Consider the following 26315-nt stretch of genomic DNA (forward strand, 5'->3'; position numbering starts at 1 on the left):
TTGCCGTCACGTTCAGCGGGACTGGAAAACCAGCTCCCCCTCAGGCAAGACCCAGGGCCAAGCTTTTCGCATGATGCCCCAAAGGAACGATCCCCATGGCCAGTGAAGTGACCCGCAAGAGCTACAGCGTCGCGGGTGGATATGAGATTGCGATCGCGGAAATAGCAGGGGCGTCGGCCGATGCCCCGACCGTCATCTTCATCCATGGTAGTGGTCCTGGCGCATCGGGCGCGTCCAACTTCCGCAACAATGCCCAGGCCTTTGCCGATGCTGGCTACCGCGTCATCCTGCCCGACCTCATCGGCTATGGCGCCTCCTCCAAGCCCGAGACCGACTATCCGCTCGAGCTCTTCACCCAGACCCTGCTCGAGGCTCTGACGCAGCATGGGATCACCGGCGGCCACCTCATCGGCAATTCGCTGGGCGGCGGCATCGCCCTCCAGATCGCGCTCGACCATCCGCAATTCACCATCGGCAAGCTCGTCCTGATGGCGCCGGGCTGCGTTGCCGAGCAGGCGAGCTATTTCACCATGCCCGGCATCGCCAAGATGCGCTCGGGCTTTGGCAGCGCCGACTTCAATGTCGAGGAACAGCGCCGCCTGATCGGCAACCTCATGCATCCCTCCTCGCTCCACCACGTCACCGACGCGCTGGTCGAGGAGCGTTTTGCCGTCGCGCGCACCCAGCCCAAGGATGTGCTGGCGCGGGTGAAGACCCCCGATCTTGGTCCGCGTCTTGGCGAGGTTACGCAGCCGATCTTCGTCCTCTGGGGCCTCAATGACGAATTCTGCCCTGAAAGCCACGCCCGCCTCTTCCTCGACGCATGCCCCGACGTGCGCTGCCTCACCTTCTCGCAGACCGGCCATTGGGTGCAGGTCGAGCGCGCTCAAGAATTCAACCGCTACTCACTGGACTTCCTGAAGAATGGCTGACGCTGCTCCTGCGCAATCCGTACCTGTTCCAGAGCCCGTGGACGTTACCACAGGGCTGAAGGGCGCGATGCGCCGCCTGCCCTCGGGCGTGGCGATCGTCACCGCGCTGGGCGAGGGCAAGACGCCGGTCGGCATGGCCGCGACCTCGATCACCTCGCTCACCATGGACCCGCCTGCGGTCCTCGTCTGCGTCAACCAGACAGCCGGCATCCACGCCCATCTCTCGCCCGGCTGCCCGGTCAGCATCAACCTCCTCTCGCGCCACCAGCGCGAAGTGTCGGCAGCATTCGGCGGCGCGGTGGCGCGCGAGGCGCGCTTTGGCGTTGGCAGCTGGACCCCCGATGCCCATGGCCTCCCCATCCTCGATGAAGCGCAGGCCAACCTCTCCTGCACGGTCGAGAGCATGACCCCCTTTGGCACCCACAGCATCGTCATCGCCCGGGTCAAGGCGGTGCGCCTGTCGGACGCGGTCGATCCCCTCATCTTCCAGGACGGAGCCTATCTGTGAGCCAGACCCTGAACGAGCAGCTTGCCGAAGAGCTCTACCAGGCGCTGCGCGAGGGGCGCACCGTGCAGCCCTTGATGGCGCGCTACCCGCAGCTTGGCATCGATGACGCCTATGCGATCTCGCTTGGCGCGCTCGAACGCCGTAAGGCGGATGGCGAGCGGGTCATCGGCAAGAAGATCGGCGTCACCTCCAAGGCGGTGCAGGACATGCTGGGCGTCCACCAGCCCGACTTCGGGTTCCTGACCGACCGGATGTTCATCGAGGGTGACATCGATGTCGCGGCAAACGGCCTCATCGCCCCGCGTTCCGAAGCCGAGATCGGCTTCATCCTGAAAGACAGCCTCAAGGGTCCCGGCGTCACGGCAGAAGATGTGATCGCCGCGACGGCAAGCATCGTCCCCTGTTTCGAGATCGTCGACAGCCGCATCCAGGACTGGAAGATCGGCATCGTCGATACCGTCGCCGACAATGCGTCCTGCGGCGTCTATGTGCTGGGGGACGCGCGCGTCGATCCACGCGCCCATGATCTCCCCAATCTTCATGTCACCGTCACCAAAAACGGGCAGCCTTTGTCGGAGGGCTATGGCCATGCGGTGCAGGGCTCGCCTGCCCAGGCGGTCGCCTGGCTTGCCAACACGCTGGGCGCCTATGGCGTTACCCTGGAGGCGGGCGATGTGATATTGTCAGGCAGCCTGGTGCCGCTCGAACCGGCACGGCCAGGAGATGTGTTCGAGATGCAGCTTGCAGGGGTCGGCAGCTGCACCGCGTGCTTTATCTAGATTTGTGAGAGGGCATCGCTGCAAGCCATGCGAGCCCTGTGAGGAGTAAGTAATGACGGGCAAGGTCAAGGCGGCGATCATCGGGTCGGGCAATATCGGCACCGACCTCATGATCAAGATGATCAAATATCCGCAGAATATGGAACTGGTGGCGGTGGTCGGCATCGACGAGGCGTCCGAAGGGCTCGCCATGGCGCGCGAGCGCGGCGTCGCCACCACCCATGAGGGCCTTGAAGGCCTTCAGAAGATGGACGTCTACCCTGAGATCGGCATCGTGTTCGACGCGACCTCGGCTTACGCCCACAAGGTCCATGACGCAGCGCTGCGCAAGGACGGCAAGCAGGTGGTGGACCTCACCCCCGCCGCGATCGGCCCCTACACCATCCCGACCGTCAACGGCGAAGCCAATCTCGATGCTGGCAATGTCAACATGGTGACCTGCGGCGGCCAGGCGACGATCCCGATGGTCGCTGCGGTCAGCCAGGTCGCGACCGTCCATTATGCCGAGATCGTGGCCTCGGTCTCCTCGCGCTCGGCAGGTCCTGGCACCCGCGCCAATATCGACGAGTTCACCCGCACCACCGCTGGCGCCATCGAAAAGGTCGGCGGCGCGGCGCAGGGCAAGGCGATCATCATCCTCAATCCCGCCGAACCGCCGATGATCATGCGCGACACGGTGTTTACCCTGTCCGAAGGCGCGGACGAAGAGACCATCCGCGCCTCGGTCGAAGCGATGGTCAAGAAGGTCCAGGCCTATGTGCCAGGCTATCGCCTCAAGCAGGACGTGCAGTTCGAGCGTTTCGGCGACAACAACAAGCTCACCATCCCCGGCCGCGGCGCGTTCACCGGCATCAAGACCATGATCCTGCTCGAGGTCGAAGGGGCGGGCGACTATCTGCCGAGCTATTCGGGCAATCTCGACATCATGACCGCCGCCGCCAAGGCGACCGGCGAACTGCTCGCGCAGCGCATCGCGCAAGGAAAGAAGGTGGCAGCATGAGCGCCCAGTCCAACAAGCCGTTCAACGTCGAGGCGGGCGACAAGCTCTACATCCAGGACGTCACCCTGCGCGATGGCATGCACGCCATCCGCCACATGTATGGCATCGACCATGTGAAATCGATCGCCAAGGCACTGGATGACGCAGGGGTCGACGCGATCGAGGTCGCCCATGGCGACGGCCTCAATGGCGCGAGCTTCAACTATGGCTTTGGCGCGCATACCGATTGGGAATGGCTCGAAGCGGTCGCTTCGGTGCTGACCAAATCCGTGCTCACCACGCTGATCCTGCCCGGCGTCGGCACGGTGGAGGAACTGCGCCGCGCCTATGATATCGGCGTGCGCTCGGTGCGGGTCGCGACTCATTGCACCGAGGCGGATGTCTCCAAGCAGCATATCGGCATCGCCCGCGACCTTGGCATGGACGTCTCGGGCTTCCTGATGATGAGCCATATGATCGATGCCGAGAAGCTCGCTGCCCAAGCTCTGCTCATGGAAAGCTATGGCGCGCAGTGCGTCTATGTGACCGACAGCGGCGGCGCGCTCGACATGGACGGGGTGAAGGCCCGCCTCGAAGCCTATGACCGCGTCCTCAAGCCCGAAACCCAGCGCGGCATCCACGCCCACCACAATCTCTCGCTCGGCGTCGCCAACTCGATCGTCGCCGCCCAATGCGGCGCGGTGCGCATCGACGCCTCGCTCACCGGCATGGGCGCAGGTGCTGGCAATGCGCCGCTCGAAGTGTTCATCGCCGCTGCCGAGCGCAAGGGATGGAACCATGGCTGCAACGTCATGGCGCTGATGGACGCGGCCGAGGATCTGGTTCGCCCCTTGCAGGACCGCCCGGTCCGGGTCGATCGCGAAACCTTGGCGCTTGGCTATGCCGGGGTCTATTCCTCGTTCTTGCGTCACGCCGAGAAGGCCGCCGAAACCTACGGCCTCGACACCCGTACCATCCTCGTGGAACTCGGCCGTCGCAAGATGGTCGGGGGCCAAGAGGACATGATCGTCGATGTCGCCCTCGACATGGTCAAGGCACGCGAAGCCGCAGCCTGATCAGCCGCCGGGCGCGGCTTGTTCGCGCCCGGCACGGCACACGCAACAGGAGGAGAGGATATGGCCGATAGACGCCTGTCGCTCGACCATATCACCGTCACCGACACCACCCCCTGGCAGCTTGCGCACATCGCCGCAGAGGTGGGATGCCAGGGCATCTGTCCGTTCCTCCACTCGATGGAGGTGCTGCCCGCCATGCCCGCCTATGACCTGGTGCGCGATCCCCAGGCGCTGCGCCAGACCCGTGATGCGCTCGCCGCCACCGGGGTCACGGTCGACCTTGTCTACCCCTTCACCATGGCAGGACGTACCAACCCGCAGGACTTTATCCCCGCGCTCCAAACCGCCGCCGCGCTCGGCGCGCGCCAGGCCAATGTCCTGTGCTACGACCGCGATCCCAATCGCCGCACCGAGAAGCTCGTCGAACTGGCCGAGCTCGCCGCCCCGTTCGATATCGCGCTTGCAATCGAATTTTATCCCCCCTCCCAGGTCCAAACCTTAAGCGCCGCCCTCGAGGAAATCACCCGCTCCGGCCGATCCGACATCAAGGTCACAGCAGACCTCCTCCACATCATGCGCGGACCCGAACCCGAAACCAGCTTCCCCCTCCTCAATCACCCCGCCATCGCCATCGCCCAGATAGCCGACGGCCCACCAACCATCGATCCCGACCAGATCGAACGCGAAGCCGGCATCCAGCGCCAACTCCCCGGACAAGGCACGTTCAACATCCCCAGGTTCCTCCACGCCCTCAACCCCACAACACCCCTCAGCGTCGAAATACCCCAGCAATACGCCATCGACCAAGGGTTCAACGCCCATCAACGGGCACAATGGGCGGTGGATTGCGTGAAGGAAGTGGTGAAAAGAACGGACTGAAAAACAAGAAATAGGAAAAATAGGAAAAATAGGAGAGTAAGATGCGTGACCTGATCGACCCGACCCTGTTGCCGGGGTTGGATTTCATGCCGGCGCTGGACATCACGGCAGAGAGCCTGCCCGCGATACGCGAGGGTATGGAGCAGATGACGGCGATGGCGCCCGAGCCGCAGGATAGTGGTGTTGAATGGCGGGAGGAGCGGATCACGGCGCCCGATGGGCATGATCTGCTGGTCAGGGTTTATCGTCCGGCGGATGCGCACGGGACGCTCCCCGCGATCCTGCATATTCATGGCGGCGGCTATGTGATGGGGTCGGTGCGTACCAATCACCTTTCCAATATCGAGCTTGCGCTTTCCGCTTTCGCCCTCGTTGTTTCAGTCGATTATCGGCTTGCGCCCGAGACGGTGGCGCCGGGCGCGGTCGAGGATTGTTATGCGGCGCTGCAATGGCTGCATGACGGCGCGGAGCAGTTGGGCATCGACCCGGCGAGGATCGCCATTCGCGGGGAGAGCGCGGGCGGCGGGTTGGCCGCGGCTCTGGCGCTGCTGGCACGCGACCGGGGCGGCCCGGCGATCGCGCACCAGAACCTGATCTACCCGATGCTGGACGACCGTACCTGCATCACCCGCCAGCCCGACCATCTGGGCGCATTTGTCTGGACGCCGCAGGCCAATGTCTTTGGCTGGAGATCCCTGCTGGGTAAGGAGCCCGGATCGGCGGACGTATCGCCCTACGCGTCCCCCGCGCGGGCGGAGAGCCTGACTGGCCTGCCGCCCGCCTTCATCTGCGTGGGCGCGCTCGATCTTTTTCTGGTTGAGGACATGGATTATGCCCGACGGCTGATCGAAGCAGGCGTTGCGGCAGAACTGCACGTCTATCCGGGGGCCTATCACGGTTTTGACGTGACGCCCGACGCCGCGCCAGTCCGCCAGATGAAGCACGACGCGGTCGCGGCCCTTCGCAAGGCGCTGCATCCCGCCGAAACACGGTAGGATGAGCGGTAGATAGCCTAAGCAAATTGCGGCGGCATCAGCTTTGACACTGGTGCTGCCCGCAAGTGCGCGCTATTAAACCGGCTACATTTTTGAAGGCGGGGCAAGAATGCAGATCAGGAGCGGGCGGAAAACGACGCCGCCATCGCTGGATACTCTCGATACGAATATCATAGAGATACTCCGGACCAACGGCCGCGCAACCAATCAGGAAATTGCGGAACGGCTGTCCGTTACCGCTGCCACCGTTTCGGCCCGGCTGCAAAAGATGGACGACGGGAAAGCGATGCGCGTCGTTGCCGTCACCGATTTTGCGGCCCATGGCTATAATGTGATCATCGCCCTGGGCGTGAAGGTCCAGGGCCGCAATGTTCAGGAGGTCGGCCGCGATCTGGCGGATCTTCCCGAGGTGCTGAGCGTCAATGTCATGAGCGGCGACCATGATGTGGAATTGCTCGTCGCGCTGAGGGATTTTGGCGAGGTGCAGGAGATGTTGTTCGAGCAGATCGCCAGCGTGGACGGGGTCGTTCACATCACATCGGGGGTGGCGGTGGACATCGTGAAATATGAATTCAACGTGGTGCCGCTGTGACCGGGAAGGCCGATTGGGCACGCCTGGACAAGCTGGACCAGGGGATCGTCGAAAAGCTCGCCCGCGACGCGCGTATTTCCAACCGCGCCATCGCCGCCGAACTGGGCGTGACGGAGGGCACCATTCGCACACGCGTCAAGCGGTTGCAGAATGAAGGCCTTATCCAGTTCACCGTCGTCACCGATTTCCGCATGGCAGGGTCGCCCAACCTTTGCATGATGGGGATCGATGCCGATCCATCCCATGTGTCGGAATTGGCGCGCCGTCTATCCGACATTCCGGAAATCACCTGCGTTATCGTTCTGCTGGGCCGTTACAGCCTGTTGGCGATGGGGCTGTTCACCAATATCGAGCAATTGAACGATCTGGTGACGGAGCGCATCCGGCCGATGCCGGGCGTCCAGCGGGTGGAAACGTCCGTGTCCGTCCATAATCTGAAATATGAGGCTGGCATCGCAAAGATTACGCGAGAAGCGGCCGACGACTAGGGCGTAAACTCATAAATATCGCGTTCGAGGTTTGAGGCAAAAAGGCCCAGCACAAGGAGAGAGGGCGCCGGAATATGTCGATATTTCAAGCCCTCTCGACGCGGTGATGGGCCTTTTTGGTCAAATCCGCAGGACGCCAAAATGGCTTCCATCTCGAACCGAAATACGCTTGCAAAGGTGTATGACCTTCGCGGCGCGTATTTCGGCCCGATAAGTTCGCCATTTTGGCGCCTCGAACGCGATATTTATGAGTTTACGCCCTGAAACAAGCGGGGACGGTCGATCTGTCCAACCGCAGAAAAACGGGGGGAGGTTCAACCCCTGAGGAGAGTATCATGTCGATCAATCTGGAAGAGCTTGCCGCCCGCGTGACGGCATTGGAAGACGTCAACGCCATCCGTCAGTTGAAGGCGCGTTACCTGCGCGCCTGCGACCTGAAGCTGGTGGACGAATTGCGTGAGACGTTCCTGCCGCAGGGCATAAGGCTGGATTACCAGAATTTCCCGCTATTCACGGATCGCGACGAGTTCATCGCCATATTCCAGAAAATGGCGATGGCAGGTGGCGTTTATGACATTCACCACGCGACCAATGCGGATATCGAATTGGTGAGCGCGGATGAAGCGCGGGGGCTGTGGTCACTCAATTTCCGGACGATCATCCTTGCCACGCGGTCGGTGACCCGGCTCGCGGTGGAATATCAGGATGTCTATCGCAAGCAGGACGGGCGCTGGTGGATCGCGGAGTCGGTGAGCCGCGTCACATCCATCCTGACCGAAGAGATTGGCGAGGATGGCACGCCGCGTTACCTGGCCTGGGGTGAGATGCCCGCTGCGGCTTGAGTTCGTGAGGGCAGGGGTGCGATTTTGGTTCCTGCCCTTTTGACACCGTCCGTCGCCGTTCGCCTGTCAATGCCGAAAGGGGGCGATGGCTAAGCCCTGCTTTAAGCGGAGTCATGGGGTTCACGCGGAGACGCGGAGACGCGAAGGGGTTGCGCGAGCGACTTTGGCTGCTTTCATTCTGGCTTCGGGTTGAAGATGGCGCTGTTATAAAGGCTTTAGCGGAGGCGCTATCTCTGCGGCTCCGCGTCTCCGCGTGAACCAGGAAATAGAGATATTTCACGCAGAGGCCGCAGAGAGAAATTCGCGCCTTTGCGCCAAACTGAGAAAGCTGCAATAAGCCATTGGCTTTCGCCATTTTGGATTGACGAGAGCTAGCCTTACCCAACTTGATCAGGGCGCCATCCAATGGCCGCCGTTGACGTCCAGCGCCGCGCCGGTGACGGCTGCCGCATAATCGGAAAGCATCATGAGTACCGCGCGGGCGCAATCGTCCTGGGGCGGGATGATGCCGAGGGGAATGTCCTTGGTCACCGCCGCGATGACGTCTTCCGCGCTGGTTCCTTCCGTCACGAGGGAGTCGATATAGCTTTGTACGGGCGCGCCGTAGATCCAGCCCATGCGGCAGCTGTTCACCCGTATTCCGAACCGGCCGAGATCGGCGGCCATATATTTGGTGAGGACGTTGAGGCCGCCTTTCGACACGGCATAGCCCATTTCCATGCCATGTTCGCCGCCCGCGGGCCGGAGCGTGCCGATGGTCGAAACATTGACCACCGCGCCGCCGCCTTTCAGACGGGGCACGCAAGCACGCGTCAGGCGCAGTGCGCCGAGGCAGTTGACGTCATAGATTTTGGCCCATTGGGCTGCGTCTGCGTTGTCAACGAAGGTCCATTCGCCATGATAATAAGCGCTGTTGATGAGGCCGTGGATGCGGCCGCCAAATGCGGTGGCCGCCTTTTCAGCGAGATCGCGGCACTGCCCGTCATCGCTGACGTCGCATTTGACGGCGATGGCTTGTCCGCCCTGATCCGCGATTTCGGCGCGCACCTGTTCGAGATAATCGATGTTGCGGGCGCCCATGACGACCTTTGCGCCTTCCTGCGCGGCGAGTTTCGCAAGCGCCTGACCCATGCCGGGGCCGACGCCGCTGATCACGATCACCTTGTCCTTCAACAGCATGGCAGCACTCTCCTTTCCGGGATTTCTGGTGCCTTTTGAGACCAAGACCCGATTCCGGTTGCCCTTGTTCTTGCGCCGGTTTATCCACGCGTATCAAGATGCCTGCGAAGAAATAACGCCAAAATGCGTATCGCGGCGCGGAAAATTTGTTGGAGAGGCAGGGCGCCATGGGCCGTTTGCAGGGTAAGGTTGCGATCATCACCGGGGGGGCTCGCGGCATGGGCGCCGCCACCAGCCGCCTCTTTGCGGAGGAGGGCGCGAAGGTCGCCATCACCGATGTGCTGGACGAGGTGGGCACGCAACTGGCGACCGAACTGGGCGACGCAGCGCGTTTCTATCATCATGACGTGACGAGCGAGCAGGGCTGGGCCGAACTGGTCGGCGCGGTCGAAGCCGATCTTGGTCCGGTCGACATATTGGTGAACAATGCGGGCATATTGCTGTTCCGCACGCTGCTGGACACGAGCCTTGCCGAATATGAGCGGGTGTTGAAGGTCAATCTGACCGGCGAGTTTCTGGGCATCAAGGCCGTTGCGCCGGGGATGATCGCCCGTGGCAAGGGCGCGATCGTCAACATCTCTTCCGTCGACGGGATGAAGGGCGCGAACGGGCTTGCCGCCTATTCATCCAGCAAATGGGGCGTGCGGGGGCTGACCCGTGTCGCCGCGCTGGAGCTGGGGCATCGGGGCATTCGTGTCAATTCGGTGCATCCGGGCGGCGTGGATACGGCGATGACCAATCATGACGGATCGACGCGCGAAAAGGTGAGCGAGCGGTTCGGCAATGTGCCGCTGCAACGGGTCGGCGCGCCGGAGGAAGTGGCGCGCGCGACCCTGTTCCTGGCGAGCGACGAGGCGTCCTATCTGGCGGGCGCGGAGATTGCCGTGGATGGCGGCATGCTGACCGGGCAATATTATGCACAATTTCCCGGTGCGCCGGGCGTGGATTGAATAGCGGCGGGTGAACGACAAGACAGCAACATAAGGAGAGATGCCATGATCCGTATCGACTTACCCGAGCAGGATGCCGCCGACCCCTATGGCTATGCATCGCGCAATTATGCGCGTGAGATCATGGGTGCGGCGGGCGGCTTTTCCAAGGCGGTCTATCAGCACAGCCTGTTGTCGCTGCGGGAATTTGAAGGTGCGCGGTCACGGACGGCGCAGATCAACGGTTGTGTGATCTGCCAGCAATTTCGCGCGGCGCGGGACGTTCAATCGATGTTTGCCGCATCGGGGCAGCGGCCCGGTCATACGGTTGCCGACAATGGATCAGCGCCGGATGAAGACTTTTATGCGGCGGTCGAGAATTGGCGGACCTCGCCTGTCTTCAGTCCTCGCGAGCGGACGGCGATTGAATTTGCCGAGCGATTTGCGCAGGAGCCGAAGTCGATCGCGCAGGATGAGGATTTCTGGGAACGGGCGCATGCGCTGTTTTCCGACGAGGAGATTGTCGACCTGGCGCATAGCGTGGCGGCGTGGGTAGGATTGGGCCGTGTTGCCCATGTGCTGGGGTTCGACAGCGTGTGCCTGCCCTTTGCAGAGGTGGCGTGAGTTTAGAGAATCCGTGGATTATTGCGAACACTTATCTCCGTTCGGGCTGAGCTTCTCGAAGCCATTTTCTTTCTAAAAGAAGTGAAGCCCTTCGACAGGCTCAGGGCGAACGGAGACAAGAAGCGGCGCCGGGTTCTAAGATGTTTGTGTTCTGACCGGGCGGCGCGATCAGCCCAGATTGCCCGGTGCAGCGTGCAGGATCATCGGGTCGCCCGTATGCGCGGCCCAGATCGCGTCGCGGCGCACGATGCGCCAGCCTTCGGCGCGCCTTTCCCATTGATCGACATATTCGCCGTTGGAATCGAATATGGGTCCGGCGGGGTCGTCCACCCGCTGATGCCGGGCCTGAACATAGGATCGGCTCGTTGCGCGGTCGCCATCGACATCGACCAGGATGCTGCCGATGAGATGCTGCGTGCCGCCGCAGTGGTCGAGGAAGCGGCGCATATTGGTGGTGAGCGCCGCCATGCCGTACTGGTCGCCGCCGGTGCCATAGTCGAAGCTGAGATCATCGGCGAACACATCGCCCAGGCGGTCCCACTGTTTATTGTCGAGGATGCGGGCGAAGCGGGACAGGCCGCGTATGATTTCCCGCTCGTCCAGCAATGCCTGGAGGGTGATGGCGTTGGACATGTCTGTGCCTTTTTCGTCTACCACCAGCATGCGCGTGGCCGTGCGGTCGAGGAAGTTTTCCTCATCCTGCGCGATCTGGTTGGCGATGTCCTCTTGCGCGGCGGCGGCGGTGAAGCGGTCATAGGCTTCGCGGTCGGCGAGCCAGATTTCGGTGATCACGTCGAAGTCGATCGGCGCGGCGCCGGGGAAAAGGAAGGCGCCCTCCAGTTCGACATAATTGCGCCGATAATCGACTATGCCTGGCAGCAGGCGCCGGATCAGGGGCGCGTGCTGCCTTTCATAATAGTCGACGAATGCTTCGCGGGATAGATCCGGCCTGCGTTTCAGCAGTGCGATGCATTTGAACATCGGCGCACCTCCTTGAGGATTATGGCGCCATCCACTGGCCGCCGTTGACGTCCAGCGACGCTCCGCTGACGACGCGCGAATAGTCGGAGATCATCATCAACACGGCGCGGGCGCAGTCATCTTCGGGCGGGATGATGCCGATCGGGATATTCTTGGTGACGCCCGCGATCACATCATCACGCTTGAAACCGGCATCGACCTGCGAGGCGATGAAGCTTTCGACCGGCTCGCCATGGATCCAGCCCATGCGGCAGGTGTTGACGCGGATGCCGTGGCGGCCAAGGTCGGACGCCATATATTTGCCCAGCGTGTTGAGCGCGCCCTTAGCCACGGCATAAGGCATTTCCATGCCGCCTTCGTGGCCATAGGGATTGACCGTCGCCATGGTGGACACGTTCACGACCGCGCCGCCATCGCGCAGATAGGGGACGCAGGCGCGCGTCAGGCGCAGGGCGCCGAGGCAGTTGACGTCGAATGCCTTGGCGAAGTCGCCCAGGTCGGCATTGTCGACAAAGCACCAGTCGCCGTGGAAATAGGCGCTGTTGACGAGGCCGTGGACGCGGCCGCCAAATTCGGCGGCGGCGCGTTCGGCCAGCGTCTTGCACTGAGCTTCATCGCTGACGTCGCAGGGGACGGCGATGGCTTTGCCGCCCTTTGCCTGGATGTCGCCGCATACTTCATCAAGGAAGGTCTGGTTACGGGCGGCGAGCACGACGCTTGCGCCCTCGGCTGCGGCTAGCCGGGCCAGCGCCTGACCCATGCCGGGGCCAACGCCGCTGACGATCACAACCTTATCCTTGAGCAGCATCCTCTTTCCTTTCCTAAACCTTGTTCCGTCTGTCCGTCATGCGGGCAGCGGCTTTGGCGCGCAAGATAGGTGAAAAAAACATTTGATCAATGCGCCTTTTGCAACATTGTGCGATATTTTACCATCATATGCGTAGTGGCGGGCGCCAATGCGCACGAACCGGATCAGCGGCAGAGTTGACTGAATTTCCCACTGAGGGGATAAGGTCGAAAGCATATCGGGCCTGATCGGCACGGCCCGCCGGGCCTGAATATATAATGTGGAAGGAGAGGACGATGCGCTTTCATCTGGGCGAATCGATGACCGCGATCCAATATTATGCGCCGCTGGCCAAGGCGGCGGAAGCGGCGGGCTATGCGGGTGTTACGGTGCCCGACAGCCTGATCTATCCGAAAAGTTCCGGCACCAAATATAGCTATACCGACGATGGCGGGCGCGAATTCCTGGAGAACAAGCCGTTCCTCGAGTCGTTCATCCATGTGACCGCGATGCTCGCCGCGACGCAGACGCTGGAGGTCACGACCAATGTCGTCAAGCTGCCGGTGCGGCCGCCGCTCTATGTCGCGAAGATCGTAGCGTCGATCGAAGCCTTGTTCGACAACCGCTTCAACTTTGGCGTGGGTCTGAGCGTATGGCCGGAAGATTATGCGGTCATGGGCGTGCCGTGGGAAGGGCGAGGCAAGCGGTTCGATGAGTGCATCGATATCGTCCGGGGCCTGACCAATGGCGGCTATTTCGAATATCATGGCGAGTTTTTCGACCTGCCGCCGGTGAAGCTCAATCCCGTTCCGACAAAGCCTGTGCCGATCCTGATCGGCGGCCATTCCGACCCGGCGCTGAAGCGCGCGGCGCGCAACGATGGCTGGATGTTCGCGGGGGGTGGCATGGATATGATGCTGCCGATGCTGGAGAAGCTGGCGGCGTATCGGGAGGAACTGGGGCGCAAGGATGCCCCGTTCCGCATCTTCGGTTCGGCCATGGGGGAGGTCGATCGGGATATGATCCGTCGACAGGAGGATGCGGGCGTGACCGATGTCGTCGCCTCTTTCCGCAATCTCTATGCGGTGGAAGAGGACAGCCAGCCGTTGCAGGAAAAGATCGACGATCTCAACCGCTTTGCCGAGAAGATCATCAGCCGGTACTGATCGGCGTCTCGCCGCCGCCTTGGCGCAGTTCGCGCCAGCGGCTTGGTGATGATCCGGTCCATTGCTGGAAGGCGCGGCGGAAGGCGCCGGTGTCGCTGAACTGAGTACGGCGGCCGACTTCGGTGATGGTGAGGCGGGGGTCGTCGAGCAGCCGGGTTGCGAGCGCGCGGCGCGCCTCGGTCTTGAGTTGCACGAGCGATGTGCCTTCATCGGCGAGGCGGCGTTTGAGCGTGGCGACGCTGATGCTGAACTGGCGGGCGAGTTGGTGCGCGGTTGCGGGCGCCTCGCCACTTCCCAGCATGGCGCTGAACATGTGCTGGATACGCTCCGACAGCGGGGCGTCCAGCGATTGCGGCTGTTCGACGTCGAAGGGGAAGCGTTCGAGCAGATGCTCCAGCTCATGATGGCTGCGCAGCACCGGGCGGTCGAGATAGCTGGCGGGGAAGCGCAGGCTGTTTTCGGGCGCGCCATGCTGCATGGGCACGGGCATGAGGTAGGAGATGGTCTGCTCGTCCAGCAGGGGCGGGTAGCGCATGGCCGCGCCGAGCAGCGGAATATCCTCGCCGATCAGCCAGCCGAACAGCCGGTAATAGGTGGAAAGGCCCGCAAGGTCGGACACATAGGCGCTGGCGTTCCTGATCTGGCGCGGGGTCGCCATGTCGAGCCGCGCGACGCCGTCGTCGACCTTCAGCCGCAGCCGCCCGGCGCGCGGGCCGATAAGCTCGGAAAAGCGATCCGTCCGATCGATCACATCCGCCAAGGTGCGGCAGGTGATGATGCAGTGGCAGAGCATGTCCACCCCCGCCTTGGTCAGAGGCTCGCGGCCCTCCTGCCGCGCGGCCTGCGCATCGAGAGCCCAGGTGCAATGGGCGTAGAGGCGGGTGAAATCATCCTGCGAAAGCCCGCGCTGCGCGGCGGTTCCGCCGATCGGCGGCCCTATGAGGTGGGACAGGCTCGCCTGCCGCAGAAGATCGGCGGGATCGACACCGATTTCCGCCACCAGCCGCAGCAGATCGCGGGCGATGGCGACGGGGACACGCGTTGCCACCGGGCGCGACAGATGTTTGGTGTTGAGCTTTTTTGTCATGACCTTTGAGCTATTCTGGCATTTCCAGAGGTGGGGAGAAAGGGGAAACAAAGGCTTCAAATAGAAAGGATCGAGAGGGTGGCGGACGAGAGCCTGATTGCGCGCATAGACCGGTTGGAATCGCTGGATGCGATCCGTCAGCTGGCCGCGAAATATTCGCTGGCGCTGGACATGCGCGACTCCGACGCCTGGGTGAACCTGTTCCCCGAAGATGTGAAGGTCGGTGTCGGCAAGCAGGGGCGCAAGGACCTGCGCGACTGGTTCGACGAAACCCATTCGATGCAGTTTGATGGCACGTCCCATCATATTGGCGGCCACATCATCGATTTCGATGACCCCGACCATGCGCAGGGCGTCGTCTATTCGAAAAATGAGCATGAGACCGGCGCAGAGTGGGTCATCATGCAGATGATGTATTTCGACAAATATGAGCGGATCGACGGCCGCTGGTATTTCCGCCGCCGTCTGCCGCTTTATTGGTACGCGACTGACCTCAACAAGCCGCCGATCGGTGATCGCAAGATGCGCTGGCCGGGCGTGCAGCCCTATCATGGCAGCTTCCACGACCTGTTCCCGAGCTGGAAAAGCTATTGGGATCGTCTGGGTCAGCCGCATGACGGGCCGGTCGAGGCGCCTGCGCCGCTGGAAAAATTCATTGAAACGATGCGGCGCGGCGCTCCCTTGCCCAAGCCGCGCGTACGGAGCTGATTTGCTATGACGGATATTTTCTCGCCCGTGACATTGGGTGAAATTGCGCTGTCCAACCGGATCGTCATGGCGCCGATGACCCGCGACAGGGCGGGGCCGGGCGACGTGCCGACCGACATCATGGTCGAATATTATCGTCAGCGCGCAAGCGCCGGGCTGATCGTGACCGAGGGGACGCAGCCTTCGCCGACGGGCAAGGGATATTGGCGCACGCCCGGCATCCATAGCGAGGCGCAGGTCGAAGGATGGCGCAAGGTCGCCGACGCCGTCCATGGCGGGGGCGGAAAGATCGTCATGCAACTGATGCATGTCGGCCGCGCTGCCGTGCAGGCGAACAAGGATGCGGACGCAGAGACGATTTCGCCCTCAGCCATTCAGTGCCCGGACAAGATCCCCGGCCCTGATGGCGTTCCGGTGGAAACGGTCGTGCCGCGCGCGTTGGAAACAGACGAGATTCCCGGCGTCATTGCGGAATATCTTACCGCCGCGGGCAACGCGATCGCCGCTGGTCTGGACGGGATCGAGCTGCATTGCGCCAGCGGGTATCTGCCGATGCAGTTTCTGTCTTCGAACAGCAACCAGCGCACGGATCGTTATGGCGGGTCGGTGGAGAACCGCATTCGTTTCGTGGTCGAGTTGCTGGAGGCGCTGGCCGGTGCCGTGGGTGCGGGCCGGGTCGGCTTCCGCATCTGTCCGGGGGTCAAGTTCAACGGCATGGATGATGCGAACCCGCATGAAACCTATGCGGCGCTGCTCAAGGCCGTTGACGGCATGGGCCTGGCCTACTGCCATCTTATCCACATTCCGCTGGAAGGGCAGGATGCGCTGGAGTTGGTCCGTGCCAACTGGAGCGGGGCGGTGATCGAGAATGGCGGGCTGAACCTGGAGAAAGCTTCGGCGGTGGTCGCGGAGGGGAAGGCCGAGGCAGTGTCGTTCGGCTATCTCTACATCGCCAACCCCGATCTGGTGGAACGCTTCCAGACGGGGGCTGCGCTCAACAAGGCCAATAAGGCCAGCTTCTACACTGGCGATGGCGACGATCGGGTCGGCTATCTGGATTATGCGCTGCTGGACGCCTGAGCGGTCAGCAGGGTCACGAGAATATAAGGAGAGCTAATATGGCAAAGCTGCTGGAAGGGCGCACGGCGCTCGTCACCGGGGGTGGGCAGGGTGTTGGTCAGGGCATCGTGCGGGCGCTGGCCGCTGCCGGGGCGAATGTCGCGATCGCTCAGCGCAAGGCTGATCAGGGCGAGGAAGAGGCGCAGTATCTGCGCGACACGCATGGCGTCGACGCCTTTTTCATCCGTACCGATGTGACGCAGCGCGCCGAGGCGGAAGCCATGGTGGAGGCCGCGCACCAGCGGTTCGGGCGGCTCGACATATTGGTCAACAATGCGGGCGCCAGCTTCCCCAAGCGGATCGAAAAGCACACGGACGAGGATATGGAGGGTTCCTTCGCCCTCAACTATTATGCCGTGTTCTGGGCCATGAAAGCGGCTTTCCCGATCATGAAGGCGCAAGGCTATGGCCGCGTGATCAACCTGGGATCGCTGAACGGCGTCAACGCGCATATGTTCACCGTCGCCTATAATGCCAGCAAGGAAGCGATGCGGGCGCTGACCCGGACGGCGGCGGTGGAGTGGGGGCCGCACGGCATCACCTGCAACACCATCTGCCCTTCGGCGACGAGCCCGCAGGCAAAGGATTATTTCGCGGCCAATCCGGAGATGACGCAGGCGATCCTGCAACAGGTTCCGGCCGGGCGCTTTGGCGACGCGGAAAAGGATATCGGGCCGGTCGCGGTCTTCCTGGCGAGCGAGGGCGGCGGCTATATGAGCGGCAATACCCTCTTTGCCGACGGCGGCGCGCAGGTGAACGGCGTGGCCTGGCGGCCTGAAGTAGAGGATTGATCGCCATGGGACGGCTGAAGGGAAAACGTGCTGTCGTGACCGGCGGCGCGCAGGGGATTGGCGCGGCTATTGCGCGGCGTCTCGCTGCCGAAGGGGCGACGGTCGCGATACTTGATCTGGATGCGGCGGCGGCTGGTGCGGTGCTGCCCGCGCCGCATGTGGGGATTGCCTGCAACGTGGCGGACACGGCGTCGGTGGACAGAGCCTTTGCGCAAGTGAAGCAGGCGCTGGGCGGCGTCGATGTGCTGGTCAATAATGCCGGGCGGGGTAGCGCGGCGGGCGACGGCATGGACCGCTATTATGCGGCACAGGCGGAGCGGGCTGAGCAGATTGCGCGTGGCGAGGAGCCTACGACCTTCGTCGATCAGACCATCCATTGCGGGGATGAGGGCTGGTCGGGCGTGCTTGCCGTGACTTTGGACGGTACGTTCAAATGCAGCCGGGCGGCGGTTCGGTTGATGGCGGAACAGGGGACTGGCGGCAGCATCGTCAACATCGGATCGACGTCTGGCGTGAAGGGCGATGGACCCATCCCCTATTGCGCGGCGAAGGCAGCGGTGCTGGGCATGACGCGGGCGATGGCGCGGGAGCTGGCGGATCGGGGTATCCGGGTCAATGCGGTCAATCCGGGGGCTACCGAAACGCCCATCTATGCCACTTTGCCTACGGAGATGAAGGACATGATCGCGGCGGACAGCCTGATGAAGCGTCTGGCCCATCCGGACGAGATCGCAGGCGCCGTGGCGTTTCTGGCAGGCGATGACGGCAGCTTTGCCACCGGCAGCATCGTGACGGTGAATGGCGGGGCTTACTTCACATAAATAGAACGGATTGGAGCAGGACATGAAGGCACTGGAAGGCAAGGCAGCGATCGTAACCGGTGGCGCGCGCGGGGTGGCCAAAGGTGTGGCGACCGCTTTCGTCAAGGCGGGGGCGCGTGTCCTGATCGTTGACCGGGAGGAGGAGCTTGGCCGCGCGACCGAGGCGGAGCTGCGCGCGCTGGGCGGAGAGGCGCATTTCCTGGCGGTTGACCTGGCGCGGCGAGCCGAGTTGCCGAAGATCGTCGAGGCGGCGGTCGGGCATTTCGGCGGTTTGGATGTGCTGGTGAACGCGGCGCAGGCTTCGCGCCAGTTGCCGATTGCCGAAACGACCGACGAGGCCATGGAACTTGCTTTCGACACCGGGTTCTGGCCGACTTTCGTGTTGATGCGCGAGGCCTATCCGCATCTGGTTAAAGCCAAGGGCTCCGTCATCAACTTCGCGACCGGCGCGGCGTTCGATGCTATTCCGACGCAGGGGTCTTACTGCGCGGCGAAGGAAGCGATCCGCGCCATTTCCAAGATCGCGGCGAGCGAATGGGGCGCGGAAGCGGTGCGGGTGAACATCGTCTGCCCGTTCGCCAATTCTCCGGGGGTGATGGCGTGGAAGGAATGGGCGCCCGCCGACTATGATACGCAGATCAACAAGGTTTCCCTGAAGCGTATTGGCGATTGCGAAAAAGACATTGGAGCGGCCGCCGTATTCTTGGCAAGCGACGCGGCAGGTTATATCACCGGCCAAACACTGATGGTGGATGGGGGGCAGACAAAGGCTTTCTGATCCCTATCATCTAGGAGAGGAAAGTTCTTTCGTGACCGACATTATGCTTCATCGCCCCTATCCCGCCAGCAAGGTTGAGCAGTGGGATTTCGAGACCGACGTCGCGGTGATCGGCTTTGGCGCGACGGGTGCGTGCGCGGCGATCGAAGCAGCGACGGGCGGTGCGCGGGTCATGCTGTTCGAACGTGGTTCGGGCAGTGGCGGCGCGTCGGCACTGTCGGGCGGTGAGATTTATATCGGCGGTGGCGGCGGGACGGATGCCCAGCGCGCGGCGGGGTTCGAAGACAGCACGGAGGATCTGGCCGCCTATCTGAAGGCGGCGGGCGGGCCGTGCGCGGATGAGGCGAAGTGCGACCTTTATGCGCAGGAATCGCTCAACCACTATGCCTGGCTGAAGGAGCAGGGCATCCCCTATCGCGGCAACTTCCTGCCCGGAAAGCATATCGAGCCGACCGACGATTCCACGCTGATCTGGTCGGGCAGCGAGGCGGCGTGGCCCTTTTGCGAGAAGGCAAAGCCTGCCCCGCGTGGGCATGTGATCGCCCATATGGGTTGGGGCGGTGGTCGGCCGCTCATCGACCTGCTGGAAGCTCGGGCAAAGGCGCTGGGCGTTGAGGTGACGACGGACGCGCGGGCGGTGGCGCTGGTGCAGGATGACGATCGGCGGGTGGTCGGCGTCATCGTACGCATCGACAACGTCAATCGCTTCGTCCGGGCGGCGAAGGGCGTTATCCTGTGCACGGGCGGCTTTGCCTTCAACGAGGATATGCGCCGCCGCTATTGTCCCGAGACGTTCAAGATCAGCAGCCCGATCGGCGATCAGGATGACGGCGTGGGCATCGAACTGGGCGTCAGCGCGGGTGGCGATGCCGTTCATATGGAGCAGTTCTTCACAACCTGTCCCTGGACCATGCCGGAGCCGCAGGCCTATGGTGTGTTCGTCAATCAGGCGGGGCAACGCTTCATCAATGAGGATTGCTATCACGGCCGGGTCAGTCGCGCGGCGATCGACCAGCTGGGGGACCGCGTCTATCTGCTGCTCGACATCGCCCATTTCGAAGAGCCGCTCCCCATGGCAGGCATAACGATCGCAGGCACCGGCGACAGCTGGGAAGAGGTGGAAGCCGAACTGGAAATGGCGCCGGGCACGCTGTCGGCCACCATGGCCTTCTATAATGAACATGCGCGGGAGGGGCGTGATCCGCTGTTCCACAAGCGCGCGCCGATCTTGACGCCGCTGGATCAGGGACCGTTCGTGGCGCTGGAGCTGAATTTTGCGACCAGCTATTTCAGCTTCTTCACGCTGGGGGGCTTAAGGACATCGACCGATGGCGAGGTGCTGGACCGGGCTGGCGTGCCGGTCGCGGGCCTGTTCGCGGCGGGGCGTTGTACTTCGGGGCTTCCGGCATGGGGGCATGGTTATAGTTCCGGCCTCAGCCTTGCCGACTGCACTTTCTTCGGACGGCAGGCCGGGCGGAAGGCTGCGCGGGGCTGATTTTCACCTGTCGGTCAAGACCTGATCCATTTGCATGATGTGCGGCGTGGCCCGTCGCATCATCAGGATGGTCAGGAACACAACCGACAGGAGAGTGACTTGTCCATCGATCAGGGCCGTAAAGGTCTGCGCTTCGCCGTTATTGGAGCGGGCATGGCGGGCATCCTTGCCGCCATCCGCCTGCGCCAGGCGGGCGAGGATTTCACCGTTTATGAAAAGGCCGGAAGGCTGGGCGGCACCTGGCGGGAAAACCGCTATCCGGGCCTGACCTGCGACGTGCCAGCGCACGCCTATACATACAGTTTCGAGCCCTATGCGGAATGGGATGCCTATTATGCCAAGGGCGGCGAGATCCAGACCTATTTCGAGAAGACGGCGGAGAAATACGGCATCATGCCGCATGTCCGCTTCGACAGCGAAGTCGTGTCCACTGTCTGGGACGAGGGCGTTGGCGTCTGGCGTCTGGGGCTGATCACCGGTGAAGAGGTCGAGGCGGAGGTCGTCATAGCGGCTTCGGGCGTTCTGCACCATCCCAAGCTGCCCGACATTGAAGGGCTGGACAGCTTTGAAGGGCGGGCTTTCCACAGTGCCCGCTGGCAGGATGATGCCCCGGTCGATGGCGCGCGGGTCGGCGTGATCGGCAATGGGTCCACGGGTGTGCAGATCATCACGGCACTCAATACACGTGCGTCGAAACTGGTGCATTTCCAGCGGTCGCCGCAGTGGATCATGCCGGTTCCCTATTTCCAGTATAGCGAAGAGGAAAAAGAGGCGTTCCGCCGCGATCCAGCGTTGATCGACGACATTCGCAACAATAAGGAATATTGGGACAGCATCTTCCGCTTCACTCACGCCATCACGGATACGCATGGTCCGGAGATCGCGGCGATCGAGCAAATCTGCCTCGACAATCTGGAGAACAGCATTCGCGATCCGGAGCTCAAGGAAAAGTTGCGCCCCAATTACCGCGCGGCGTGCAAGCGGCTGATCTACAGCTGGTCCTATTATGATGCCGTCCAGCATCCCAATGTCGAGGTGGAGCGTGACCGCATTGCCCGTGTGGAAGCGAAGGGCGTACGGATGGAGGACGGGCGGCTGCACGAACTGGATACGCTGGTGCTGGCGACCGGCTTTCATGCAGATCGCTTCATCCGCCCGACAACGGTGCTGGGCCGGGGCGGCGTTTCGCTGGATGATGTGTGGTCCGTTCGTCCGACGGCCTATTATGCGGTGACGATCCCGGGCTTTCCGAACTTCTTCATGCTGAATGGGCCGACTGGACCAGTCGGAAACTTCTCCCTGATCGATATTGCGGAGAAGCAATGGGCGTATGTCGATCAGTTGCTGGACCTCCTGCGATCCGGAGAGGCGCGGGCGGTTGAACCGAGTGCTGACGCTCATGCGGATTATGAGGAAAGGCGCATCGCGGCTGCCCGGACGACGATCTTCGGATCGGGTTGCAGCAGTTGGTATCTGGATGCGACGGGCGTCCCGGCTAGCTGGCCCTGGAGCTATGAGGCGTTTGCCGATGCCATGGCGGCGCCGGTGTTGGCGGATTATCGGGTTGAGGCTGGGGCTGAATTGGTCGGGCGGTGAGGGTTTTTAATCCCTCAAATCCGTTCGGGCTGAGCTTGTCGAAGCCCTTCACTGCTAAAAGGAAGTAAAGCCCTTCGACAGGCTCAGGGCGAACGGGGAGAGGTGGTCAAGATAAGGGCCGCCTAGATACAAAAAGGGGAGCGTTGCGGCGCTCCCCTTTTCTTTGACGTTGAACGTCCGATCAGCGTCCCATGGCGGCTACGGCTTCAGCCGCGCCACGGATCGCGCCTTCGATGTAGGTGACGCCGGTGCCGTCGCCGACCTCCACCACATCATGGCCCTGTGCGCGAAGCGCGTTGGCGAGGGTGGAGTCGCCGTGGGCGCCCATGGCCACCACGACATGATCGGCAGCGACGCTCTTCTGCTCGCCGTCTGCATTGGTGAAGCTGACGCTGTTCTTGCCGATCGCGATGCCGCTCGCGCCGGGGAACATGGCCACGCCATGTTCGCGCAGCTCGGCTAGCAGGCGCATGCGGCGCACCAGCAGCAGGCCGCCGCCGAACCGGGGGGCTTCGCCGATGACCGTTACCTCACGGCCACGTTCCATCAGGAATTCGGCGAGTTCGACGCCGACCAGTTCGCCGCCGATGATGACGACGCGCTTGCCGAGCGGCATCCAGGCGTGGGTCGCCTTGCGCACCAGATCGAGATTGGCGGTCGCGCCGGTGGCCGCGCCGAGCTTTGTCGCGACGCGGGTCGTCCAGCTGGTCTTGCGGCGGATTTCGGCGGAGTCCTCGCCCAGCATCATGCCGCGCAGGTCGTCGCCCGACAGAACGAAGTCCTGATCATTGCCGGGGATCGGCGGCATGTCGCGCACAGCGCCGGTCGCAACGATGACCTTGTCGGGCATCAGGCTGGCGATGAGGTCCGGGGTCGCCACCGTCTTCAGGCGCACATCGACCTTCGACTGGCCGATCTGGTCGCGCAGCCAGTTGAGCAGCCGCTCATTGGGTTCATAGGCGAGACCTGCGAAGCGCAGCGTGCCGCCCAGACGATCGGACTTTTCAATGAGCGTGACCCTGGCGCCCGCAAGGTCCAGCCTGCGCGCGGCCTCCATGCCGCCGGGGCCACCGCCGACGATCACGACATGGCCCGGAACCTTGGCCGGGGACCAATCGAGGTCCTCATAGCCCGTTTCCGATCGGACGGCGCAGCGCACCTGTTCGCGCAGATAGGCGGTGCTGACGCAGGTATAGCAGTAGATGCAGGGGCGGATGTCGGCCACCCGGCCTTCGGTCAGCTTGCGGGGCAGATCGGGGTCCGCAAGCAGTTTGCGTCCCATGGCGAGGAAGTCGAATTCGCCCTGAGCCAATCCCTTTTCGCCCCGGTCGATTTCCACCCGGCCCGATGCGATCACCGGGATGGAAACGACCTTCCGGATGGCGGCGGCGGCTTCCAGATTGAAGGCGGGTTCGTGCGGGATGTTGGAGCCGGAGTGGAGCTTGCCCTGGCCAACATCATGATAGGCGGTGATGGTGAGCGCGTCGGCGCCCGCTGCTTCGACCAGCGGCGCAAGTTCGAGGGCATGGTCGATGGTGATGCCGTTCTTCTTGCCCAGTTCGCGCGAGTCCATCTTGACCCACATCGGGAAGTCGGGACCGACCGCCGCGCGAACGGCGCGTACAACCTCCAGCAACAGGCGCGCACGGCCCGGCACGTCGCCGCCATATTCATCCTGCCGCGTGTTGGTGGAGGGGGAGACGAAGGAGGAGAGCAGGTAGCCATGGCCGCCATGGATTTCCAGACCGTCCATTCCGGCGCGCTTGGCGCGGAGCGCGGCGTCGGCGAACTGGCGGACGGCGGCTTCGATGTCGGCCTTCTCCAGAACCTTTACCTGCGGTTCAACGCCGCCAGCGAAAGCCGCCATTTCTTCGGGTAGGAAAAAGTCGGGGAAGTCGCCTGCAAAGGGGGGCGGATAGGCCGGAGCCCAAAGGGGATGGCCGTCCTGCGCGCTATGCCCGGCGACGAGGCCGCCATGGTGGAGCTGTGCCGCGATCCGTCCGCCAGCCGCGTGGACGGCCTCGGTGAGTTTCGTGAGTCCCGGTAGGAAGCGGTCGTCCGAGATCGCGGTCTGGTTGGGCTGAACCGCGCCCACTGGCCAAGCGACGCCGGTGACGCCCATGATGATCAGGCCCGCGCCGCCCTTTGCCTGCGCGACATGATAATCGATCAAGCGCTGGCTGACCGTGCCGTCTGCTTCGGCCAGGCTGACGCCCATGGCGGTAACGATGATTCGGTTGGGGAGGGTCAGCGCGCCGATCTGGCCCGGCGTGGTGAGAGATGCAGGCGCCGCGCCCGACCGTGATTGTGAAAGGGCAGGGGCAGCGGTCATCATCATCTCCTACATTTGCCACATGCGTATGGTCTTCTCGCCTTTTACCTCCTCATTCGCGGTTAGTCAGGAAAAAATAACGTTGATCGCGTAATAATTTGTAAAATTCTTTCCAGATTGATCGCTTCGCGCAAATTTGATCAGGATGAACAATAAAAAAGGGGGCGATCACCCGATCGCCCCCTTTCATTCTTTTTGCGCTTAGGAAGATCAGCCGATCTTCAGCGCCGCCACTTCGTCAGCCGACAGGGTGACCGAGGCGGCCTTGACGGCTTCCTCGATACGGGCCGGGCTGGACGCGCCGAAGATGGGGATCACCTGCTGCGGCTGGTTCAGGAGATAGGCGAGCACTACGTCCGAAACGCTGACGCCATGCTTGGCGGCGACGTCCTTGGCGGCGGCCAGGCGGTCCTTGTTCACCGGGTTGTCGTAGAAGCCCTGAAGATGTTCGGGAACTTCGCCCTTTTCGGCGAAGGCAAAGTAGCCGCGGCTCTGCGAGCAATAGGGGATGATGGCGAGGCCAGCATCCTTGAGCTTGCCGCCATGATCTTCGAAATACATCTGGTAGCCCTGAGCGGTGGCAGCCTCTTCATTCGGCTTGGCGAGGCCCCAGAAGGGTTCGACGGCGATGAAGCCGGCCTTGCCGTTCGCCTTGGCGTATTCATTGGCTTCCAGCACGCGGGCGTCCGACCAGTTGGACGCGCCGAAATAGCGGATCTTGCCCGCATTCTTGGCATCGTTCAGGAAGTCGATCAGTTCTGCAACCGGGGTTTCCGGATTGTCCATGTGGACCCAGTAGAGGTCGATCGTGTCGACGCCCAGATGCTCAAGGCTCTCATTGAGGTCGCTGCCGATGTCGGTCGGGTTGACGCGGTTGCGATAGTCGCCCGCGCGCATATCGAAATGACCGCCCTTGGTCGCGACGATGACGTCTTCGCGCTTCTTGCCCTTCAGCCAGGCGCCGATGGCGCGTTCGCTGGCGCCCTTGGGCGCGTCGGGCATCCAGTCGCCATAGGAGCGAGCGGTATCGACGAAATTGCCGCCCAGCTCCAGGAACTTGTCGAGGATCGCGTTGCTGCGGTCCTGGTCGATCGACCAGCCGAGCATGTTGGTGCCGTAGCACAGACGGCTGACCGAGAGGTCGGTATTGGCGAGCGTGACCTTTGAAAGCATGGCTAACTCCTGCATGGCGGCGTCTTTTGCGGGTGCAAAAGCGTGCCCTAAACTACCCCGCGGACATCCGAACTGGCGCTTGGCGCCGTTCCGGGCATCCCGCGACGCGCGGACAATCAATATTGCGCGCGCGTCTTGGCGAGAGCGGACAGTTACGCAGCCGTTGGCGAAAAGGAAAGGGGATTGTTGATATTCGTAGACGGTGCGGCAGGGCGGCAAGCCGGGCCGGTCAGTAGCTGCCGTTGGTGACGATCACGGTTGCGCCGAGCGTGGTCGAGGGGAGCGGGATGAAGGTGGAGTAGCGCATCAGCGGCGACCCGCTCATGTCGTAGCGAACCTGGACCTTGAACTGCCCGATGCCGTCTGGCGCGGCCTGAATGTCGGCTGTCCCTCCGGAAGAGAGCAGCGTGCCATAGCCGTTGATCACAGCCTGTGCGCGGGTACGGGCGAGGGTAGCGCGTTCGTTGGAGGAAAGGCCCGCCATCGCAGCGCGCGCCCCTTCCGCAGCGGCATGGCGGACGCCGAGCAGCGCCGAGAACCAGAAAGAATAGATGATGATCGCGAAGATGAGCATCAGCAGCGCTGGAGTGACGAGCGCGAATTCCAGCGCCGCGATGCCTTTCTGACAGTGGAGGAGCCGGGACGCGGGGGCGCGGCTCCTCCTGCGGCGGACTGTCAT

General features: G+C 62.8%; 27 protein-coding genes. 20 read left to right on the top strand and 7 right to left on the bottom strand.

All coding sequences use genetic code 11. The features are described 5' to 3' along the window. Nucleotides 1-95: 95 nt before the first annotated feature. From AC6JBC_RS14120 to AC6JBC_RS14165, 10 genes are all read left to right on the top strand, one after another. Entirely contained in the window at nt 96-932 is an 837-nt protein-coding gene (locus tag AC6JBC_RS14120) for an alpha/beta fold hydrolase (protein WP_498026128.1), read from the top strand. Beyond that, nucleotides 925-1440 (top strand): flavin reductase family protein, encoded by a 516-nt coding sequence (locus tag AC6JBC_RS14125; protein ID WP_498026129.1) that lies wholly within the window; start codon nt 925-927, stop codon nt 1438-1440. The genes AC6JBC_RS14120 and AC6JBC_RS14125 overlap by 8 nt, the downstream gene beginning before the upstream one ends. Next, complete coding sequence (locus tag AC6JBC_RS14130) at nt 1437-2219, top strand: fumarylacetoacetate hydrolase family protein (RefSeq protein WP_498026130.1); 783 nt, start codon at nt 1437-1439, stop codon at nt 2217-2219. Before AC6JBC_RS14125 ends, AC6JBC_RS14130 begins: the two co-directional genes overlap by 4 nt. A gap of 52 nt (nt 2220-2271) precedes the next feature. Continuing rightward, nucleotides 2272-3219 carry an acetaldehyde dehydrogenase (acetylating) gene (locus AC6JBC_RS14135; RefSeq protein WP_498026131.1) on the top strand — a complete coding sequence of 316 codons (948 nt, stop codon included), beginning with the start codon at nt 2272-2274 and terminating at the stop codon, nt 3217-3219. Next, entirely contained in the window at nt 3216-4274 is a 1059-nt protein-coding gene (gene dmpG, locus AC6JBC_RS14140; protein WP_498026132.1) for a 4-hydroxy-2-oxovalerate aldolase, read from the top strand. The genes AC6JBC_RS14135 and dmpG overlap by 4 nt, the downstream gene beginning before the upstream one ends. Nucleotides 4275-4334: 60 nt before the next feature. Continuing rightward, nucleotides 4335-5153 carry a sugar phosphate isomerase/epimerase family protein gene (locus AC6JBC_RS14145; RefSeq protein WP_498026133.1) on the top strand — a complete coding sequence of 273 codons (819 nt, stop codon included), beginning with the start codon at nt 4335-4337 and terminating at the stop codon, nt 5151-5153. 41 nt (nt 5154-5194) lie between these two features. Next, nucleotides 5195-6148, top strand: coding sequence for an alpha/beta hydrolase (locus AC6JBC_RS14150; protein ID WP_498026134.1), 954 nt, complete (start codon nt 5195-5197; stop codon nt 6146-6148). 109 nt (nt 6149-6257) lie between these two features. Beyond that, the gene (locus AC6JBC_RS14155; protein ID WP_498026135.1) at nt 6258-6740 is read left to right on the top strand and encodes an Lrp/AsnC family transcriptional regulator; all 483 of its coding nucleotides are present in this window, start codon (nt 6258-6260) and stop codon (nt 6738-6740) included. Continuing rightward, nucleotides 6737-7228, top strand: a complete 492-nt coding sequence (locus tag AC6JBC_RS14160; protein WP_498026137.1) for an Lrp/AsnC family transcriptional regulator — start codon at nt 6737-6739, stop codon at nt 7226-7228. Before AC6JBC_RS14155 ends, AC6JBC_RS14160 begins: the two co-directional genes overlap by 4 nt. A 335-nt stretch (nt 7229-7563) precedes the next feature. Then, entirely contained in the window at nt 7564-8070 is a 507-nt protein-coding gene (locus AC6JBC_RS14165) for a nuclear transport factor 2 family protein (RefSeq protein WP_449468775.1), read from the top strand. Nucleotides 8071-8460: 390 nt separating this feature from the next. On the opposite strand, the gene AC6JBC_RS14170 is transcribed toward AC6JBC_RS14165, so the two are convergent. Further along, complete coding sequence (locus AC6JBC_RS14170) at nt 8461-9249, bottom strand: SDR family oxidoreductase (RefSeq protein ID WP_498026138.1); 789 nt, start codon at nt 9247-9249, stop codon at nt 8461-8463. 167 nt (nt 9250-9416) lie between these two features. On the opposite strand from AC6JBC_RS14170, the gene AC6JBC_RS14175 reads away from it, so the two are divergent. Continuing rightward, nucleotides 9417-10199 (top strand): glucose 1-dehydrogenase, encoded by a 783-nt coding sequence (locus tag AC6JBC_RS14175; RefSeq protein WP_498026139.1) that lies wholly within the window; start codon nt 9417-9419, stop codon nt 10197-10199. A gap of 45 nt (nt 10200-10244) precedes the next feature. After that, the gene (locus tag AC6JBC_RS14180; protein ID WP_449468780.1) at nt 10245-10802 is read left to right on the top strand and encodes a carboxymuconolactone decarboxylase family protein; all 558 of its coding nucleotides are present in this window, start codon (nt 10245-10247) and stop codon (nt 10800-10802) included. A gap of 168 nt (nt 10803-10970) precedes the next feature. On the opposite strand, the gene AC6JBC_RS14185 is transcribed toward AC6JBC_RS14180, so the two are convergent. Next, nucleotides 10971-11783 carry an EthD family reductase gene (locus AC6JBC_RS14185; RefSeq protein ID WP_498026140.1) on the bottom strand — a complete coding sequence of 271 codons (813 nt, stop codon included), beginning with the start codon at nt 11781-11783 and terminating at the stop codon, nt 10971-10973. Nucleotides 11784-11802: 19 nt separating this feature from the next. Next, complete coding sequence (locus tag AC6JBC_RS14190; protein ID WP_498026141.1) at nt 11803-12591, bottom strand: SDR family oxidoreductase; 789 nt, start codon at nt 12589-12591, stop codon at nt 11803-11805. Between the two features lie 275 nt (nt 12592-12866). Here AC6JBC_RS14190 and AC6JBC_RS14195 point away from each other — a divergent pair, with 275 nt between their 5' ends. Next, nucleotides 12867-13736: an LLM class flavin-dependent oxidoreductase gene (locus tag AC6JBC_RS14195; protein WP_498026142.1), complete on the top strand. Its 870-nt coding sequence runs from the start codon at nt 12867-12869 to the stop codon at nt 13734-13736. On the opposite strand, the gene AC6JBC_RS14200 is transcribed toward AC6JBC_RS14195, so the two are convergent. Then, complete coding sequence (locus AC6JBC_RS14200) at nt 13723-14823, bottom strand: helix-turn-helix transcriptional regulator (protein ID WP_498026143.1); 1101 nt, start codon at nt 14821-14823, stop codon at nt 13723-13725. The two genes, AC6JBC_RS14195 and AC6JBC_RS14200, sit on opposite strands and share 14 nt — an antisense overlap. Nucleotides 14824-14901: 78 nt before the next feature. On the opposite strand from AC6JBC_RS14200, the gene AC6JBC_RS14205 reads away from it, so the two are divergent. The 7 genes from AC6JBC_RS14205 (at nt 14902) to AC6JBC_RS14235 (ending at nt 22131) form a co-directional block, all read left to right on the top strand. Next, entirely contained in the window at nt 14902-15531 is a 630-nt protein-coding gene (locus AC6JBC_RS14205; protein ID WP_498026144.1) for a nuclear transport factor 2 family protein, read from the top strand. A gap of 6 nt (nt 15532-15537) precedes the next feature. Next, complete coding sequence (locus tag AC6JBC_RS14210) at nt 15538-16611, top strand: alkene reductase (protein WP_498026145.1); 1074 nt, start codon at nt 15538-15540, stop codon at nt 16609-16611. A gap of 38 nt (nt 16612-16649) precedes the next feature. Further along, nucleotides 16650-17441, top strand: a complete 792-nt coding sequence (locus AC6JBC_RS14215) for an SDR family NAD(P)-dependent oxidoreductase (protein WP_498026146.1) — start codon at nt 16650-16652, stop codon at nt 17439-17441. A gap of 5 nt (nt 17442-17446) precedes the next feature. Further along, complete coding sequence (locus AC6JBC_RS14220) at nt 17447-18262, top strand: SDR family NAD(P)-dependent oxidoreductase (protein WP_498026147.1); 816 nt, start codon at nt 17447-17449, stop codon at nt 18260-18262. 22 nt (nt 18263-18284) lie between these two features. Further along, complete coding sequence (locus AC6JBC_RS14225; RefSeq protein ID WP_498026148.1) at nt 18285-19040, top strand: SDR family NAD(P)-dependent oxidoreductase; 756 nt, start codon at nt 18285-18287, stop codon at nt 19038-19040. A 43-nt stretch (nt 19041-19083) separates the two neighbouring features. Continuing rightward, the gene (locus tag AC6JBC_RS14230) at nt 19084-20535 is read left to right on the top strand and encodes an FAD-dependent oxidoreductase (protein WP_498026507.1); all 1452 of its coding nucleotides are present in this window, start codon (nt 19084-19086) and stop codon (nt 20533-20535) included. A gap of 99 nt (nt 20536-20634) precedes the next feature. Then, complete coding sequence (locus tag AC6JBC_RS14235; RefSeq protein ID WP_498026149.1) at nt 20635-22131, top strand: flavin-containing monooxygenase; 1497 nt, start codon at nt 20635-20637, stop codon at nt 22129-22131. A gap of 181 nt (nt 22132-22312) precedes the next feature. Here the strand turns inward: AC6JBC_RS14235 and AC6JBC_RS14240 are convergent, their stop codons facing one another. The 3 genes from AC6JBC_RS14240 to AC6JBC_RS14250 form a co-directional block, all read right to left on the bottom strand. Further along, nucleotides 22313-24463: an oxidoreductase gene (locus AC6JBC_RS14240; RefSeq protein ID WP_498026150.1), complete on the bottom strand. Its 2151-nt coding sequence runs from the start codon at nt 24461-24463 to the stop codon at nt 22313-22315. A gap of 210 nt (nt 24464-24673) precedes the next feature. Further along, a complete protein-coding gene (locus tag AC6JBC_RS14245; protein ID WP_498026151.1) occupies nt 24674-25636 on the bottom strand; it encodes an aldo/keto reductase in 963 nt (320 codons plus the stop codon). Nucleotides 25637-25865: 229 nt separating this feature from the next. Continuing rightward, nucleotides 25866-26315, bottom strand: a complete 450-nt coding sequence (locus tag AC6JBC_RS14250) for a TadE family protein (protein WP_498026153.1) — start codon at nt 26313-26315, stop codon at nt 25866-25868.

The organism is Sphingobium sp. RC1 (assembly GCF_059738765.1).